The organism is Actinomycetospora termitidis (genome assembly GCF_030286555.1).
In the GTDB taxonomy this organism is placed as follows: Bacteria; Actinomycetota; Actinomycetes; order Mycobacteriales; family Pseudonocardiaceae; genus Actinomycetospora; species Actinomycetospora termitidis.
Genome location: NZ_JASVWF010000009.1, coordinates 47377 through 64045 on the forward strand (window position 1 = coordinate 47377; position 16669 = coordinate 64045).

Here is a 16669-nt window from a genome sequence, read left to right on the forward strand (position 1 = left end):
GTGACTGAGCGATCGGAGGGGGCTTCCGAGTACCCCCGCGCGCTCGGGGCCCGGGAACCGAGCAGGTCGGTACTCCCGACACCGATCGCCGCCCTGCCTAGCGTCCGTCCGGCAGGGGCCCGCAGGCGGCCTCGTCACCGACGGGGGAGAACCATGACCGAGCTCAGATCGGGGTCGACGACCGGTACGGGAACGGTGCTGACACCAGGCGACGCGGGGTACGACGAGGCCCGCACGGTGTGGAACGCGGACATCGACCGGCGTCCCGCCCGGATCGCGTGCTGCCGGTCGACGGCCGACGTCGTCGAGGCGGTCCGCTCCGCCCGACGGGACGGCCTGGAGATCGCGGTGCGCGGGGGCGGCCACAGCTCGTGGGGAGCGTCGGTCTGCGACGACGGCGTGATGGTGCACCTGGGGAATCTCGACGGGGTCCGGGTGGACCCGGATGCGCGGCGCGCCCGGGTCGGGGGAGGGGCGACGCTCGGCGCCGTCGACCGGGCCACGCAGGCCCACGGGCTCGCGACGACGCTCGGCACGAACACGACGACCGGGGTCGGCGGCCTGACCCTGGGCGGCGGGATCGGCTGGCTCGCGCGGGGGCACGGGCTCTCGATCGACAATCTCGTCGGGGCCGAGGTCGTCCTGGCCGACGGCTCCGTGGTGCACGCCTCGGACGACGAGCACCCCGACCTGTTCTGGGGCCTGCGGGGCGGGGGCGGCAACTTCGGGGTCGTCACCGAGTTCGAGTTCGCGCTGCACCCGGTAGGTCCGCTCGTGAACGTCGGCGTGTTCTTCTGGCCGCTCGCCCGGGCCGAGGAGGCGTACCGGGTCGGGCGGGAGGTGCTCGACGGGCTCCCGCGCGATGCGGGCGGCGGGATGATCGGGACGCACGCCCCGCCGGCCCCGTTCCTGCCCGAGGCCCTGCACTTCACGCCCGGCGTGCTGCTGCTGATCGCGGGCTTCTCCACCCCGGAGGCGCACGCGGCGCTCTGCGAGCCGGTCCGGGACGCCCGTCCGTCGGCGGAGTTCATCACCCCGATGCCCTACGTCGGGCTGCAGAGCATGATCGACGAGGCCGGCGCCTGGGGACGGCTGGGCTACGGGAAGGGCCTGCACCTGCCCGAGCTGTCGGACGACGCCCTCGCGGTCGTCCTCGAGTACCTGCCCCGTAAGGCATCCCCGATGTCGGTGTTCGTCATGGCGGGTCTCGGTGGCGCGGTCGCCGACGTCGGCGAGGACGACACCGCGTTCGCGGGCTCTCGCTCGACGAAGCTCAGCCTCGCGATCGACGCCGTCGCCCCGACCCCGGACCTGTTCGCCGCGGACCGGGAGTGGTCCCGGTCGTTCTGGGAGGCGCTGCGTCCCTACGCGGCCGGGAGCTACGTCAACTGGAACCACGAGGTCGACGACGACCGCATCCGCGCGGCCTACGGCGACGCCAAGTACGAGCGCCTGCGCCGGGTCAAGGCGACCTACGACCCGGACAACGCCTTCCATCGCAACGTCAACATCCCGCCCGCCGTCTGAGGAGACGATCATGGTCCACGCATTCGTCATGACCCCGCACCTGCAGGAAGCCGAGTACCACCGCGTCGCGGAGGAGGTCGGGACCGCGCCGGTCGACGGCGTGATCCTGCACCTCTGCGTCCGCGGGCCGGAGGGCGTGCAGTACGTCGAGATCTGGGACTCCGAGGAGGCCTGTGCGCGCAGCACGGCCCAGTACATCGTCCCCGCCGTGGAACGCGCCCTCGGGTCCGTGCCCGACGAACCACCCCGCATCGAGCCGTTCGACGTCGTCAGCCTCGTCGGGCCGTTCGGCCCCACGGAGTCCCGGAAGATCGCCTGGGCCGGGGCGGACGCCTGGAACGCCCACGACCTCGACGCCTTCCTCGCGCTGTACAGCGAGGACTGCGCCTTGGTGACGCCGGCAGGCGACGGGAAGGGGCACCAGGCGGTCCGGGACTTCTGGGACGAGACGATGACGGCGTTCCCCGACTCCCGCCTGACCGACGTCCGCATCACCTCGGCGGGCGACGAGGTGTTCGAGGAGGGCGTCGTGGTCGGGACGAACACCGGACCGTCCCGGGCGCCCGACGGCTCGCCGATCCCGCCCACCGGACGCTCGGTGTCGCTGCCCTACGCAGCCTTCCACCGCGTGGCCGACGGCAAGGTGGTCGCGTCCCGCTTCTACTGGGACCAGCTCGGCATGATCGGGCAGATGGGCCTCATGTAGGAGTTGGCGCGGAACCCACGTGCCCCTCGCCCTACACTCGTGAGCCACGGGGTGTAGCGCAGCTTGGTAGCGCACTCGCTTTGGGAGCGAGGGGCCGTGGGTTCGAATCCCGCCACCCCGACCACGTCGTTTCCGATCAGTCCGCGGCAGCGACGGCGTCGCTGCCGCGGGCGAGGACGCCGTCGTGGCCGTACTCGGGGGAGTCCTCCGTGACGGTGTAGACCTCCCACGGCTCGTGGCCGGGGCCGCGCACCCAGACCTTGTCCTGGCGGGCGTAGCAACAGGTGGTGTCGTTCTCGACCTGGGTGAACAGGCCGAGCTCATCGAGGCGGGCCGTGGCGTCGTCGACCTCGGTGGTCGTCGCGACCTCGACGCCGAGGTGGTCCATGACCGTGGGGCGATCGGGCTCGCCCTCGAGCAGGACCAGCTTGAGCGGGGGCTCGGTGATGGCGAAGTTGGCGTACCCGGGCCGGCGCTTGGCCGGCTCGGCGCCGAAGAGCCGGCTGTAGAAGCGGATCGATCCTTCGAGGTCGGAGACCCGCAGGGCGAGCTGCACACGCGACATGACGCAGCACCTTGCGCCCCTGATTCGACGGCTGTCAAGGTAGACGCATGTCGAAGCAAGACGCGGAGGGGCAGGTGCTCGCCCAGCTCGCCGAGGTCGTCGGTTGCTCGCCCCTGGCGCGCGAGCCGTTGTCGGCGGAGCAGTCGAGCGAGCTGGCGCGGGTGTTCAAGGCGATGGGCGACCCGGTACGGCTGCGGCTGCTCTCCCTGATCGCCTCCCACGCCGGCGGCGAGGCGTGCGTGTGCGACCTGACCGACGTGTTCGACCTGTCCGGCCCGACGATCTCGCATCACCTCAAGGTGCTGCGCGAGGCCGGGTTGATCACCGGGGAACGGCGGGGTACCTGGGTGTACTACCGGGTGCGCCCCGAGTTGCTCGCTCAGGTCGCCACCGTCCTCGAGCCTGCGGCGAGCGACGCGCTGCCGGTGGTGGAGGCGTGAGTGCTCCGCCGCGGGCGGAGTCTTCCGTCGTCGCGAGGCTCTCCACGCTCGACCGGTTCCTCCCGGTGTGGATCCTCGCGGCGATGGTGGTGGGGCTGCTGGCCGGCCGCCTGGTCCCCAGGCTGGGGGAGGCACTCGGGGCGGTCGCGGTCGACGGGGTCTCGCTGCCGATCGCCCTCGGCCTGCTCGGGATGATGTACCCGGTGCTGGCGAAGGTCCGCTACGACCGGCTCGACACCGTCACCGGCGATCGCCGACTGCTGGTCTCCTCGCTGGTGCTGAACTGGCTGATCGGCCCGGCGCTGATGTTCGCGCTGGCGTGGCTGCTGCTGCCCGACCTGCCCGAGTACCGCACCGGGCTGATCGTCGTCGGGCTCGCCCGCTGCATCGCCATGGTCATCATCTGGAACGACCTCGCCCGCGGGGACCGTGAGGCCGCCGCCGTCCTCGTCGCGCTGAACTCGGTGTTCCAGGTGATCGCCTTCGGCGCACTGGGGTGGTTCTACCTCTCGGTGCTCCCGGCCTGGCTCGGGCTCCCGACGACGGGTCTCGACGTCTCGCCCTGGACGATCGTCCGGTCGGTGCTGATCTTCCTCGGCATCCCGCTGCTCGCCGGGTACCTGACCCGCCGGCTGGGGGAGCGCGCGAAGGGCCGCGACTGGTTCGAGTCCACGCTCCTGCCGCGGATCGGGCCGTTCGCCCTGTACGGGCTGCTGTTCACCATCGTCATCCTCTTCGCCCTGCAGGGCGACGCCATCACCTCCCAGCCCCTCGACGTCGTCCGGATCGCGCTGCCGCTGCTGATCTACTTCGCGGCGATGTGGGCCGGGTCCTACGCGCTCGGTCGCGCGGTCGGGCTGGGCTACGGGCGGACGACCACGCTCGCGTTCACCGCCGCGGGCAACAACTTCGAGCTCGCCATCGCCGTCGCGATCGCCACCTGGGGCGCCACCAGTGGACAGGCCCTCGCCGGGGTCGTCGGTCCCTTGATCGAGGTCCCCGTGCTCGTCGCCCTGGTCTACGTCTCGCTCGCGCTCCGACGCCGCCTGTTCCCCTCCACCGACCCCGCGCTCGAGGAGTCCCGTCGTGCCTGACGTCCCCGAGGTGCTGTTCGTCTGCGTGCACAACGCGGGCCGATCCCAGATGGCCGCCGCGCTGCTCGCCCACCACGCCGCCGGGCGGGTCCGGGTCCGCTCTGCCGGGTCCGCCCCGGCCGACACCATCAATCCCGCCGTCGTCGAGGTGATGGCCGAGCTGGGCATCGACCTGTCGGCTGAGGTCCCGACGAAGCTGGGCGTCGACGACGTCAACGCCGCCGATGTCGTGATCACGATGGGCTGCGGGGACGCCTGCCCGGTCTTCCCCGGCAAGCGCTACCTCGACTGGCACCTCACCGACCCCGCCAGCCGGGACGTCGACGAGGTCCGGCCGATCCGGGACGACATCGACCGGCACGTCCGCGCGCTGCTGGCCGAGCTGACGACCACCGCCGTCTGACCCGTGGTCCCCGGGGGCAGCGCGCCGGCCACGAGGGCGCGCGCGCTCACCGGGGCGGTCCTGCTCGACCTCGCGGTCAGCCCGCTGTTCGCCTGGGACGTCTTCACCGACAGCCTGCGCCGCGACCTCGGAGCCGGAGACACCCTGCTGGCCGGGGTGTTCTCCGTCGGGCTGCTCGCCTTCATGCTCGGCGTACTGGTGGGCGGCCGGGTCGCCGACGCCGTCTCCCCGCGCCGTCTCGCGCTCGTCGCGCTGGTCGGCTCGGTCGCCGGGCTGCTGGCCACCGGCGTCGCCACCGCGCCCGGGGTGCTGTTCGTGACCTTCGGGGTCCTGGTCGGTGGCTCGACCGGGCTCGGCTATGCCACCGCCGTGCGGGTCGCCGGCACCGTCGGCACCCGACGCGGTCTCGCGCTCGGCCTGGTCGTCAGCGCCTACGCCGCCGGAACCGCGCTCCTCGCTCCGCTCGCCTCCCGGTTGCTCGACCTGCTCGGGCGTACCTCGACCTTCCTCGTGCTCGCCGCGGTGCTCGGGGCCGTCCTCGCGGTCGCCGCGGTGCTCGTGCCCGGGGCCACGCCGCGTCCACGGCACGACGAGACCAGGTCGAGCTGTCCTGCGGTGACCAGCCCGCGCCGCGCCGTGGTGGCGCTGTGGCTGGCGTTCGGGCTGGGTAGTGCCCCCGGACTCGCCGCCTTCGCGCAGGCCGGTGCCCTCACCGGCACCGCCGGGTCGACCGTCCTGGCCGTCACGCTGATCAACGTCGGGAACTTCGCCGGCCGGCTGGTCGCAGGACCGGTCTCCGATCGCCTCGGCCGCCGGACGGCGCTGCATCTCGACGCAGCGCTGCTGGTTCTCGCGTGTCTCCCCCTGGCCCTGGGCGCCACCGGGCCCGTGGCGCTGGCCGGTCTGCTGCTTCTCGGCACCCAGTACGGGGCGCTGTCGGTGCTCGCCCCGGCTGCCACCGCCGACGTCGTTCCGGCGGACCGCTTCGGCACCACCTACGGGCAGGTGTTCACCGGCTGGGGCCTCGCCGGACTCACGGCCCCCGTCGGAGCCACCGCGCTCGCCGCCGCCAGCGGCCATGCCACCGTCTTCGCGGCGTTCCTCGTCGTCGCGGTCCTGGTGTGGACGTCGGTGGCCGGCTACGCCCGGCTCTCCCGCCCGCCGCCGTGAGCGGGCCGTCGACGGGCCGTGGGTACACCTCCACCCCGAGCGACGGTCAGAGCGGCTTGATGTCCGGGTCGGCGTACTCGCGCATCAGGTCGAGCAGCATCTCCTGGCGCCGGTCCTCGAGCCGTGGGGTGGCATGCGGCGCATCGGGTGCCTCCTCGCCGCGCGCGGCGGGCAGGTCGGCGCCCTCGTCGTCGGAGACGTGGGCCATCGCCCACTGCCCGAACGCGCGCGCGGAGACCACGCCCTCGTCGAGCGTCTCCACCGTCTCGTGGCGCGGGTCGGAGGCGATCGTGGCGTACAGGTCGCGGACCGTGGTCTCCTCGCCCTCGAGCACCTGGACGAAGGTGTCCTGCCACACGAGGAGAGCTCCGCTGAGCCCGAGAGCGGGGTTCTTGCGCCGCGACACCTCGAAGATCTCGTCGATCTCGGCGGGCCGGTTCTCGCGACCCATGGTGGTGTGGCTGCGATAGACCAGGCGGAAGACCTGCTCCCCGAGATCCGCGGTCGTGTCGGTCACGTCGTCGCACTCCTTCACTGCGGGTGGAGGGGCGGGTATGCCCGGGCCCGGGGAAGGCCACACCGGGAGAATCGGCTTGCCCGACCCACGCGGGCACCGCTGGGATCACCGGCATGGAGAACGTCCTGACCCTGCCCGACGACGGCCCGCCGATCGACGGCGAGCGTGCGGCGACCGACGTGCTGGGCGAGGCGTTCGGCGCGGGCGCGGACACCGTCGTCGTGCCGGTCGGGCGGCTCTCACCGGACTTCTTCGTCCTGCGCACCGGGGTCGCGGGCGCGATCACGCAGAAGTTCGTCCAGTACGGGGTCCGGCTGGTCGTGCTCGGAGAGCCCGCGGCGGTGGCCGGCCCGGTCGCGGACTGGACGCGGGAGGCGAACCAGGGACGGGAGCTGTGGTTCGTCGCCGACGCCGCAGAACTCCAGCGTCGTCTTGGCGGGTGAGGTCCACACCGCGACCGTGCCGGCCAGCAGCGTCGTGAGGACCAGGGCGGCGACCGCCGGCACCAGCCCGCGGGAGCCGAGCAGGTCGACGGAGGCGTTCAGGGCCGCGTGGAGCACGATCGCGGCCGTGACCCCGCCGCGCAGCCGTTCCGAGACCCACCACGCGAGGTAGCTCAGCGGCACGCAGGTCAGCAGGAACACCCCGGCCTGCACGGAGAACAGGCCCGCGGCGTGCTGGCTCGTCCCCGCGAGCAGATAGAGCGGCAGGTGCCACAGGCCCCAGGCGAGCCCGAGGACGACCGCGGTCGCACCCGGCGTCAGGAACCGGCGCAGCCGTGGCTGGGCGTAGCCCCGCCACCCGAACTCCTCGGCCAGCGGGCCCGCCGCGAGCACGCCGACGGCGTACACGAGCGGTCCACCGACGCCGGCCACGACCCGTCCCGGGCTGCTCGGGTCGAGGTCCGGGTCGAGCGTCGCCGCGACGACGACGGGTCCCGCGCCGGCGATCAGCGCGGCCGGAAGCCAGCGCACCGTGGCGGCCAGCACCTCACGCGGCCGTCGCCTCGGGAACCGTCGGCCCGCGAGCCACAGCACGAGCGCCGCCAGCGTCGGACCCGATGTCCCGACCAGGAACAGGACGAAGGCGGGCCCGTGGCGGACGTCCGGGCCGAACCACGGCGCCAGGAACAGCGGGATCCAGCTGAGGGCGAGGACCAGCGTCCCGAACAGGACGAGGTCGACGCGGGTGCGCGACGGATCGGACATCGGGGCCTCCCGTGAGACGGTTGCCCCGACAGCGTCGAGCGGCCGCGCCCGCGGGACCCGCCGGTACGCCCCCGCATCCGGGGTGGGGTTGTCCCCACCCCCGGCACGGAGGTCCACCGGCTGCCGCGTCGGCCGGGGGAGGACGAGGGTCTTCGATCATGACGACCGTGCAGCGCGCCGGACGGCGCCTCGCCCACCTCGCCGCGGGCATCCCCACCGGCACCGCCACCTTCGCGGTGGTGCTCACCGGTCTGCTCCTCGGCGCGGTGACGACCCTGATCTGGATCGGTCTCCCGATCCTCGCCGGCACGCTGGCCGTCGCCCGGTGGTTCGCGGGGCTCGAGCGCGACGCCGTGAGCTGGGGGAGCGGTCGACCGCTGCCCCCGCACGCCTACCGCGACGGCCGTGCCCTGGCGGACCCGCAGCGGTGGCGGGACGCGGTGCACGCGATCGTCGGGTTCCCGGTCCTGCTCGTGACGGGCGTGCTGGCGATCTCCTGGGCGGGCTCGGCGCTCGGCCTGACCCTCTACGTCGCCTGGGAGTGGGCTCTGCCCCGGGACTCCACGTACGAGGGGCTGCTGGACCTCGCGCTCGGTATCCCGGGCCGCGGCCCCGACATCGCCGCGAACACCGTCCTCGGGCTGGTCCTGCTCGCGACGCTCCCGCCGGTGCTGGCCGGGCTCACCGCCGTGCGGCGCGGACTCGGCCGGGCGCTCCTGGCCAGTTCGTCGGAGACCCGGGTCGCCGCGTCCGAGGCGGGACGACGCTCGGCGATCGCCGCCGAGGCGAGCACGCTGCGCCGGGTCGAACGGGACCTGCACGACGGGCCCCAGCAGCGCCTCGTCCGGATGACGATGGACCTGGAGGCCCTCGGCCGGCGGCTGGACGACGATCCGGGCCGCGCGCGGGTGCTCCTCGACGAGACCCTCGTGCAGAGCCGGGAGGCGCTCGCCGAGCTGCGCTCGCTCGGGCGGGGGATCGCGCCACCGGTGCTCGCCGACCGCGGGTTGGAGGCCGCCGTCGCCGCCGCGGCCGGGAGGTGCCCGGTGCCGACCACCGTCGACGTCGACCCGGCGCTGACCCGCCGTCCCGACCCCGCCGTCGAGACCGCCGCGTACTTCGTGGTGAGCGAGGCGCTCGCGAACGTCGCCAAGCACGCCCGCGCGACGTCGTGCGAGGTGGAGGTCGCGAGGTCGGGGGACACGCTCCGCGTCCGGGTCCGTGACGACGGGTGCGGCGGGGCGCACCCGGGGAAGGGCCACGGCCTGGCGGGCCTGGCCGAGCGGGTCGCGGCCGTCGACGGGGCGCTGGAGGTCCGCAGCCGGCCGGGCGCGGGGACCACCCTCGTCGCGACCTTCCCGGTGGAGCGCGCGTGACGACGGTCGTGGTCGCCGAGGACTCCGTCCTGCTGCGCGAGGGCCTGGTGCGGCTGCTCGACGAGTGCGGGGCGACCGTCCTGGCCGCGGTCGACGACGGCCCGTCGCTGGTGGAGGCGGTCTGCGAGCACGAGCCGGACGTGGCCGTGGTCGACGTCCGGATGCCGCCGGACTACACCGACGAGGGCCTGCGCGCCGCGCTGGAGGCCCGGCGACGGCGACCGGGCACGGCCGTCCTCGTGCTCTCGCAGTACGTGGAGCCCGCGTACGCAGCCGAACTGCTGGCCGCGGGCGCCGTCGGCTACCTCCTCAAGGACCGGGTCACCCGCCTCGAGGACCTCGCGGACGCGGTCGACCGCGTGGCCGCCGGGGGCACCGTCCTGGATCCCGAGATCGTCGCGGCACTGCTCGGCGAACGGCGGCGCCGGGACCCGCTCGCCCGGCTCACCCCGCGCGAGCGGGAGGTGCTGGGGCAGGTCGCCGAGGGCCGGAGCAATGCCGCGATCGGGCGCGCGCTGGTGCTGAGCCAGGGCGCCGTCGAGAAGCACATCTCCTCGATCTTCGACAAGCTGGACCTGCACGAGGCGTCCGGCGACGACCACCGGCGGGTCATGGCGGTCCTGGCGTGGCTGGGGGTCGTCGCCGACCGGACGCGGGACTGACGCGGGAGGATGACCGCGTGGCTCGCGTGGACTTCTTCGACGACCCGGCCGCGCCGAAGGCGACGACCCGCATCCCCGGCGCCTCGGCCGCCGTGCGGGACGAGCAGGGGCGGCTGCTGCTGATCCGGCGCGAGGACACTGGCCAGTGGGCGCTGCCCGGCGGCATCTTCGAGCTGGACGAGACGATCGCGGAGTGCGCGGTGCGGGAGACGCGCGAGGAGGCCGGGGTCGACATCGAGGTGACCGGGCTGGTCGGGATCTACACCGACCCGCGGCACGTGGCCCTGCTCGACGACGGCCGCGCGATCCAGCCCCTCGGGGTCTGCTTCCACGCGCGTCCGATCGGCGGCGAGGCCCGGCCGGACGGGGTCGAGACGATCGACGTCGCGTGGGTCGAGCCGGAGCGGATCGGCGAGTACGACCTCTTCCTCACGCATCGCGCCCGGATCGCCGACGCGCTGTCCGGCGACCCTCAGCCGCGGCTGGCCTGAGTCGCGCGGCGGGCCTCCCGCTCGAGGCGCGCGACGTGGCCCTGGCGCTGGGCGGCGGCCAGGTTGCCCAGGTTGGAGTGGTCCCGGCGCAGGCCCGCCGCCCCGTCGAGCAGCTCACGGACGATGTCGGCGTGGCCGGCGTGCCGGTGGGTCTCGGCGGTCATGTGCACCAGGATCTGCTGCAGGGTGACCTCGGCGCGCTCCGCGGGCCAGTGCGGCACCCGGCCGGCGGCGTCGAGGTCGAGCGCGTCGATGGTCGCGTCGGAGTGCGCCGCCGCCCGGGTGTAGAGGTCGACGATCCCCTCCCGCGACTCCTCCGCGGCGGCCCACAGGTCGGCCTCGGGCTCGGTGTGCTCCTCGAACCAGTGCTCGGTCTCCGGGAACGGCCGGTCGAACACCACGCCGAAGTAGCCGGACTCGACGATCGCGAGGTGCTTGACCAGACCGAGGAGGTTCGTGCCGGTCGGGGTCATGGGCCGGCGCACGTCGTACTCGCCCAGCCCCTCCAGCTTCCAGAGCACGGCGTCACGCGCCTGCGCGAGGTACCGGTGCAGGGTGCTCTTCGCGTCGGGACCGGCCATGACGCCGAGCCTCCCACCTCCCCCGCCCGGAGCGCGGTCCGACCGATGAGGCATGGTCGGGGCGTCGGCGTGGAGCACGCCGCCACCGGCGATGATGGGAGCAGGACCCGCGATGACCGAGGGACGCACGGGCGTCAGCGAGGCGGACACCGAGGTCGACCGCACCTCGGCGGACTCCGCCACCGACGACACCGCGACCGGGCACGGGACCGGACCCGCCGTCGGGAACGGGTCGGGGAGCGCGCAGGACGAGGGCACCGAGCCGCAGGCGGGTGAGACCGTCCCGGCCGCGACGCTGCCCGGTGAGCAGCCCACCGAGGCGGAGCCGACCGAGGACCAGCCGACCGACGCTGCCGACGAGGGCAGGCACGCCGCGTCCGAGGACGACGAGGCCTGGGCCGACGCCGAGGACAAGGCGTACAACCGCGAGCTCCGCAAGGGCCTCGCGTTCGGGCTGGCCGGCGGTCTGGTGGTCGGCGCGATCGTCGCGCTGCTGCTCGGGGCGTTCGTCTACCCCGGCTACCTGATGGGGCCGGGCAGCCCGGACGACACCGCGAACCAGGCGGTCACCGCGCTCACGGCCAAGGACGCCCCCGCCCTCGACCAGCTCTCCTGCCGCGGACCGGACGGGGCCGCGGTCTCGCAGCTCTCGCCGCAGGTCCTCCAGCTCGTCGCCTCGGTGAAGCCGTCGGGCCCGACGACCACGGTGATCGACACCGAGGCCCGGACCCCGGTCGACCTGACGCTGACCTTCCAGGGGCAGAGCCAGACCCTGCCCTCGGAGATCGTGCTCGGGCAGTCGGGTGGCTCGTGGTGCGTGAAGGGGCTCGCGCAGCGGCAGTAGGGCTCAGCCGGTGAGGCCGGCGGCGTAGGCGAGCAGCCCGACCTGCGTGCGGTTGTCGCAGTCGAGCTTGCGCATCACGGCGGAGACGTAGCCCTTCACCGTGGCCTCGGAGAGGAACAGCCGGGCGCCGGTCTCGGCGTTCGACAGGCCCGCCCCGATCGCGGCGACGACCTCGCGCTCGCGCTCCGAGAGCACCTGCAGGCGCTCCGCGGCGCGGGCGCGGGCCTGGGCCGGGGCGGCCGAGGCGCTGACCAGGCGGGCGGTCGCCTCGGGGGAGAGGACGGAGTGGCCGTCCGCGGCGACCCGCACCAGGCGCACCAGGTCGGCCGGCTCCGTCGACTTCAGCAGGAACCCCGAGGCGCCGCCGCCGAGGGCGCGCAGCACCGCGTCGTCGGCGTCGAACGTCGTCAGCACGACCACCCGCGACCCGGCATCCACGAGTTCCGGGAGCGCGGCGAAGCCATCGACCCCAGGCATCCGCAGATCCAGCAGGACGACGTCGGGTCGGTGCCGGACGGCTTGCTCCACCGCCTCCGCGCCGTCGCCCGCGGTGCCGACCACCTCGAGGTCGGCGGATGCGTCGAGGATGGTCCGCAGGTGCGCGCACACCATCGGCTCGTCGTCGACCACGAGGACCCGGACCGGCACGGCCGGGAGGGTCTCACGTCGTGGTGGGTACGTAGGCCGGTAACCGCGCACGCACCGCGAATCCGGCCGCCTCCGGGCCGGCCTCCAGCGTCCCACCGACCATCGCGACCCGTCGTCGCAAGCCGTCCAGGCCGGCCCCGCCGCCCGTCGCCGCGAGGTCGGGATCGGGTGTGCCGCCGGAGTCGATCACCGCGAGCCGGGCGCCCCGGTCGTAGTGGACCTCGACCGTGACGTGGGCGCCGCGGGCGTGCTTGCGGGCGTTGCTCAGCGATTCCTGGACGACCCGGGCGAGGGTGCGCTGCACGGTCGGGGTGAGCGTCGTCGGGTCGCCGTGCTCGGAGCACGTCACGTCCACCCCCACCGCCCGCGACTCCGCGACGAGGCCGGCGACGGCGTTCCGGTCGGCGGCCGCGGGCGCGGTGGGGGAGCCGGCGGCGGGCTCGCCGGTCCGCAGCACTCCCACGAGGTCGCGCAGCTCCGCCAACGCGGCCCGCCCCGACGTCCGCAGCTCCTCCGCGGCCTGCCCGACGGCGGGGTCGGTCGTCGTCGCCTGCAGCGCTCCGGCCTGGAGGACCATCAGGTTGACGCGGTGGGTCACGACGTCGTGCATCTCGGCCGCCAGCCGGGCGCGCTCCTCGGCCCGGGCGGTCTCCTCCGCGCGGTCGGCGCGCTCGTGCGCGGCGGCGATCAGCTCGCGCCGGGTCCCCACGTACAGCCCGGCCAGCGCCACGAGCACCGAGGCGAACAGCAGGAACGCGTGGTCGTTGACGCGGAAGCCGATCCAGCCCTGCCCGCCGACGAACGACGCCGCGAACAGCAGCGGTACCAGCCACCACAGGTGCACGCGATCGCGGAGGTGCGCGCCCGCCGCGTAGATCGCGCCGTACAGGAACCACGTGCCCGGGAGGACGAGCACGAGCGCCGCGGTCAGGAGCGCGACGACCACCGGGCGGGTACGCCGGAACAGCAGCACCACGGTCAGGACGACCGTGACCGCGAGCTCGCCGCCGGTCGTCAGCGGGACCAGCGGGTGCGGGGGCGACGGGAAGAGCAGGGTCAGACCGACGCCCCAGACGCCGAAGGCCAGGGCGACCACGACGTCGGCCGGCGTCACCCCGCGCGTCACCCCACGCGTCGCAGCGGCGCGCGCTGCCCCCAGGTCAGGCACCGCCACCCCCACTCCACCGGGCCGTAGGCGAAGTGTCGCAGCCAGAGCCGGCTCCACACGATCTGCACGACGAGGATGCCGACGGTCAGGGCGGCGATCTGCGGCCCGTCGGCGAGCGAGTCGATCCCGAGCAGCGGGCCGGACACGAGGAACAGCACCGTGGCGGACAGGTAGTTCGTGAGCGCCATCCGACCCAACGGGGCGAACACGGCGTCCAGCGCGGGGGCCACCGGGGTCCGCAGCAGGAGCAGGACCAGGCACGAGTAGGCGATCGCCCCGGCCACCGACGCGGTGGCGTGCAGCAGGTCGCCGCCCAGGGCGGCACCGAACACGCTCACCACGGGCAGCCGGACTCCCGCGAGCTGGGCGACGGTCCACGCGAGCACGACGACCGCGCTCACGACGAACGCGACCGCGATCCGACCCGGGTGCCGCCGGAGCCCGTCGGGCACGCCGACCCGGGCCAGACCGAAGCCGAACGGCAGCAGGCCCGCGATGAGCCCCACGCTGGTCTGGACCTGCGGCAGCAGGACCAGCAGCACGATCCCGACCACCAGACAGGCTCGCGGCGACAGGAACGACATCGGGATCAGCAGGACCAGCCCCACCAGCGCGTAGGGCAGCAGGGCCTCGCCGACGTGGAAGAACTGGTGAATCCCGCCGATCACCAGCAGGATCGCGAGCCGCCGGGCGAGCACGAGCCGGGGTCGGTCGGTGCGGCGCCCGGCGCGCTCGAGGAACAGACCGAACCCGACGCCGAAGAGCATCGCGAAGATCGGCATGAACCGCTCGAAGAAGATCAGGTCCACGGCCGTGGGCAGGACGTTGCGGCTGGTCGGGTCGCCCCGCAGCCACACCAGCTGCTGGTAGACGTTGATCACGAGGATCCCGCACAGCGCGACGCCACGGAGGACGTCCAGGGACTCGATCCGGTCGCCCGGCGTGGAGACGGCCGCACCGGACTCCTCGTGGGCGGGCCGGCGCCGGGGCACCGTCGGCTCGGTGGTCATGGGATCAGCATGGTCGCCCGCACCCCGCGACCACCGCCCCCGACGGTCGTCCGCGGTACCGACGAAAGTCGGGTGTCAGCCCTGTCAGCCCGGCCATTCCTCCGGGACCTCGCGCGCGATCTCGTCCAGCCAGATGCGCGCGGACGAGTCCGACGGGGCCCGCCAGTCGCCGCGGGGCGACAGCGCCCCGCCCGCGGACACCTTCGGCCCGTTCGGCACCGCGGAGCGCTTGAACTGGGCGAACTGGAAGAACCGCTGGACGAACACCTCGAGCCACCGCCGGATCTCCGGCAGGTCGTAGGCGACGCGGTCGTCGTCGGGGAAGCCCGGGGGCCACGGGCCGGCCGCGGCGTCGTGCCAGGCGTGCCAGGCCAGGAAGGCGATCTTCGACGGGCGGGAGCCGTGACGGAGGATCTGCCACAGCGTGAAGTCCTGGAGGTTGTACGGCCCGATCTTCTCCTGGCTCGACTGCACCGGGGCGTCCTCGGTCGCCGGCACGAGCTCCGGGGTGATCTCGGTGTCGAGCACCGACTGCAGGACCTCGCCGACCTCGTCGGAGAACTGCCCCGAGGAGATGACCCAGCGGATCAGGTGCTGGACGAGCGTCTTGGGCACGCCGCCGTTGACGTTGTAGTGCGACATCTGGTCGCCCACGCCGTACGTCGACCAGCCGAGGGCGATCTCCGAGAGGTCCCCGGTGCCCAGGACGATGCCGCCGCGCTGGTTCGCGGCCCGGAACAGGTAGTCCGTCCGCAGCCCGGCCTGGACGTTCTCGAAGGTGACGTCGTACACCGGCTCGCCCTGCGAGAACGGGTGGTCGAGGTTCGCGAGCATCAGCCGCGCGGTCTCGGTGATGTCGATCTCCGCGAAGGTGACCCCGAGGGCCTCGCAGAGCCGCTGCGCGTTGCCCTTGGTCCGCTCGCCGGTGGCGAACCCCGGCAGCGTGAAGGCGAGGATGTCGCTGCGCGGGCGCCCGGCCCGGTCGAGCGCCCGCGCCGCCACGATCAGCGCGTGGGTGGAGTCGAGCCCCCCGGACACCCCGATCACGATCTTCGGCTGGTTGATCGCCCGCATCCGCTGCTCGAGCCCGGACACCTGGATCGAGTAGGCCTCGTAGCAGTCCTGCTCGAGCCGCGCCGGGTCGGCGGGCACGAACGGGAAGCGCTCGACCTCGCGGCGCAGCCCCAGGTCGCCGTCGGGCGGATCGAGCGTGAACTCGACCGTCCGCCAGTCGGCCAGCCGGTCGGCGTGCTGGCGCCGGTTGTCGTCGAACGTGCCCATCCGCAGCCGCTCGGAGCGCAGTAGGTCCAGGTCGACGTCGGCGACGCAGTGCCGCTGCCCGTCGGGGAAGCGCTCGGTGTCGGCGAGGAGCCGCCCGTTCTCGTGGACGGAGGTCTGGCCGTCCCACGCGAGGTCGGTGGTCGACTCGCCCTCGCCCGCGGCGGCGTAGACATACGCGGCGGCGCACCGGGCGGAGGACGACTTCGTGAGCAGCTGCCGGTCGTCCGCGCGGGCGACCGTGATCGGGCTGCCGCTGAGGTTGGCCAGGACGGTGGCCCCGGCCAGCGCGGCCTCGGCGCTGGGCGGCACCGGGACGAACATGTCCTCGCAGATCTCCACGTGCAGCACGAGACCGGGCACGTCGGTCGCGGCGAAGAGCAGGTCGGCCCCGAAGGGCACGTCGACGCCGTCCACCCGGATCGTGCCGTGCTGGTCGTCGCCCGCAGCGGCCTGCCGCCGCTCGTAGAACTCGCGGTAGGTCGGCAGGTAGGACTTCGGGGCGACCCCCAGGACCCGTCCGCGGTGGACCACGACCGCGCAGTTGTACATCCGGTGCCGGTGGCGCAGCGGGGCGCCGACGACGAGCACCGGGTCCAGCGCCGCGGTCCGCTCCACGAGCGCCGCGAGCGCACGCTCCACCTCGTCGAGCAGGGTGTCCTGCAGCAGCAGGTCCTCGATCGAGTACCCGGAGAGCGTCAGCTCGGGGAACACGACGAGCGCGGCACCCTCGTCGTGGCACGTCCGCGCCATCTCGACGACCGCGTCGGCGTTCGCGGGAGGATCCGCGAGCGAGGTGCGCAGCGTCGCGGCCGCCACACGGGCGAACCCGTGGCGGTAGGCGTTCCTGAAGTCGTACGAGCCGATCGCGGGCAACGGTGGTCCCTCCCGGTGATCACTCCGCGTGCGACCGCAGTGTGCCCGACGGGTCCGACATCGACGCCCGGAAAAGCGGGTGACCGGGACGGGGCCCCGACTCCC

The 16669-nt window shown here is 73.9% G+C and carries 18 protein-coding genes, 1 tRNA gene and 1 pseudogene; 12 read left to right on the top strand and 8 right to left on the bottom strand.

The window, feature by feature from the left end; all coding sequences use genetic code 11:
- Positions 1–153: 153 nt before the first annotated feature.
- The 3 genes from QRT03_RS28655 (at position 154) to QRT03_RS28665 (ending at position 2357) form a co-directional block, all read left to right on the top strand.
- A complete protein-coding gene (locus tag QRT03_RS28655; RefSeq protein WP_286056580.1) occupies positions 154–1527 on the top strand; it encodes an FAD-binding oxidoreductase in 1374 nt (457 codons plus the stop codon).
- Positions 1528–1537: 10 nt separating this feature from the next.
- Entirely contained in the window at positions 1538–2233 is a 696-nt protein-coding gene (locus QRT03_RS28660; RefSeq protein ID WP_286056581.1) for an ester cyclase, read from the top strand.
- A gap of 47 nt (positions 2234–2280) precedes the next feature.
- A tRNA-Pro gene (locus QRT03_RS28665) sits at positions 2281–2357 on the top strand.
- A gap of 12 nt (positions 2358–2369) precedes the next feature.
- Here QRT03_RS28665 and QRT03_RS28670 read toward each other — a convergent pair.
- Positions 2370–2798 (bottom strand): ArsI/CadI family heavy metal resistance metalloenzyme, encoded by a 429-nt coding sequence (locus QRT03_RS28670; protein ID WP_286056582.1) that lies wholly within the window; start codon positions 2796–2798, stop codon positions 2370–2372.
- Positions 2799–2845: 47 nt separating this feature from the next.
- Between QRT03_RS28670 and QRT03_RS28675 the strand changes: the two genes are divergently transcribed.
- From QRT03_RS28675 to QRT03_RS28690, 4 genes are read left to right on the top strand one after another with little or no spacing between them, the layout of a single operon-like run.
- Positions 2846–3238, top strand: a complete 393-nt coding sequence (locus tag QRT03_RS28675) for an ArsR/SmtB family transcription factor (RefSeq protein ID WP_286056583.1) — start codon at positions 2846–2848, stop codon at positions 3236–3238.
- Positions 3235–4332: an ACR3 family arsenite efflux transporter gene (gene arsB, locus QRT03_RS28680; protein WP_286056584.1), complete on the top strand. Its 1098-nt coding sequence runs from the start codon at positions 3235–3237 to the stop codon at positions 4330–4332. Before QRT03_RS28675 ends, arsB begins: the two co-directional genes overlap by 4 nt.
- A complete protein-coding gene (locus QRT03_RS28685) occupies positions 4325–4735 on the top strand; it encodes an arsenate reductase/protein-tyrosine-phosphatase family protein (protein WP_286056585.1) in 411 nt (136 codons plus the stop codon). Before arsB ends, QRT03_RS28685 begins: the two co-directional genes overlap by 8 nt.
- A gap of 3 nt (positions 4736–4738) precedes the next feature.
- On the top strand, positions 4739–5905 hold the full coding sequence (locus QRT03_RS28690; protein WP_286056586.1) for an MFS transporter: 1167 nt from the start codon (positions 4739–4741) through the stop codon (positions 5903–5905).
- 46 nt (positions 5906–5951) lie between these two features.
- On the opposite strand, the gene QRT03_RS28695 is transcribed toward QRT03_RS28690, so the two are convergent.
- Complete coding sequence (locus QRT03_RS28695) at positions 5952–6422, bottom strand: BLUF domain-containing protein (protein ID WP_286056587.1); 471 nt, start codon at positions 6420–6422, stop codon at positions 5952–5954.
- 113 nt (positions 6423–6535) lie between these two features.
- Between QRT03_RS28695 and QRT03_RS28700 the strand changes: the two genes are divergently transcribed.
- Entirely contained in the window at positions 6536–6865 is a 330-nt protein-coding gene (locus QRT03_RS28700; protein ID WP_286056588.1) for a DUF4180 domain-containing protein, read from the top strand.
- Positions 6866–6970: 105 nt separating this feature from the next.
- On the opposite strand, the pseudogene QRT03_RS28705 reads toward QRT03_RS28700, so the two are convergent.
- Positions 6971–7630: pseudogene (locus QRT03_RS28705) on the bottom strand (CPBP family glutamic-type intramembrane protease); the annotation flags it as partial.
- Positions 7631–7788: 158 nt separating this feature from the next.
- Here QRT03_RS28705 and QRT03_RS28710 point away from each other — a divergent pair.
- From QRT03_RS28710 to QRT03_RS28720, 3 genes are read left to right on the top strand one after another with little or no spacing between them, the layout of a single operon-like run.
- Positions 7789–9006 (top strand): sensor histidine kinase, encoded by a 1218-nt coding sequence (locus QRT03_RS28710; protein ID WP_286056589.1) that lies wholly within the window; start codon positions 7789–7791, stop codon positions 9004–9006.
- Positions 9003–9668: a response regulator transcription factor gene (locus QRT03_RS28715; protein ID WP_286056590.1), complete on the top strand. Its 666-nt coding sequence runs from the start codon at positions 9003–9005 to the stop codon at positions 9666–9668. The genes QRT03_RS28710 and QRT03_RS28715 overlap by 4 nt, the downstream gene beginning before the upstream one ends.
- Before the next feature lie 17 nt (positions 9669–9685).
- Positions 9686–10159 (top strand): NUDIX domain-containing protein, encoded by a 474-nt coding sequence (locus QRT03_RS28720; RefSeq protein WP_286056591.1) that lies wholly within the window; start codon positions 9686–9688, stop codon positions 10157–10159.
- Here QRT03_RS28720 and QRT03_RS28725 read toward each other — a convergent pair.
- A complete protein-coding gene (locus tag QRT03_RS28725) occupies positions 10141–10740 on the bottom strand; it encodes a DinB family protein (RefSeq protein WP_286056592.1) in 600 nt (199 codons plus the stop codon). The two genes, QRT03_RS28720 and QRT03_RS28725, sit on opposite strands and share 19 nt — an antisense overlap.
- Positions 10741–10852: 112 nt before the next feature.
- On the opposite strand from QRT03_RS28725, the gene QRT03_RS28730 reads away from it, so the two are divergent.
- Positions 10853–11584: a hypothetical protein gene (locus tag QRT03_RS28730; RefSeq protein WP_286056593.1), complete on the top strand. Its 732-nt coding sequence runs from the start codon at positions 10853–10855 to the stop codon at positions 11582–11584.
- A 3-nt stretch (positions 11585–11587) separates the two neighbouring features.
- Here the strand turns inward: QRT03_RS28730 and QRT03_RS28735 are convergent, their stop codons facing one another.
- From QRT03_RS28735 to QRT03_RS28750, 4 genes are all read right to left on the bottom strand, one after another.
- Positions 11588–12232 carry a response regulator gene (locus QRT03_RS28735; protein ID WP_286056594.1) on the bottom strand — a complete coding sequence of 215 codons (645 nt, stop codon included), beginning with the start codon at positions 12230–12232 and terminating at the stop codon, positions 11588–11590.
- 13 nt (positions 12233–12245) lie between these two features.
- Positions 12246–13346: a sensor histidine kinase gene (locus QRT03_RS28740; RefSeq protein WP_286056595.1), complete on the bottom strand. Its 1101-nt coding sequence runs from the start codon at positions 13344–13346 to the stop codon at positions 12246–12248.
- Between the two features lie 8 nt (positions 13347–13354).
- Positions 13355–14410, bottom strand: a complete 1056-nt coding sequence (locus QRT03_RS28745) for a DUF418 domain-containing protein (protein ID WP_286056596.1) — start codon at positions 14408–14410, stop codon at positions 13355–13357.
- Between the two features lie 84 nt (positions 14411–14494).
- Entirely contained in the window at positions 14495–16564 is a 2070-nt protein-coding gene (locus QRT03_RS28750; protein ID WP_286056597.1) for an NAD(+) synthase, read from the bottom strand.
- Positions 16565–16669: the final 105 nt, after the last annotated feature.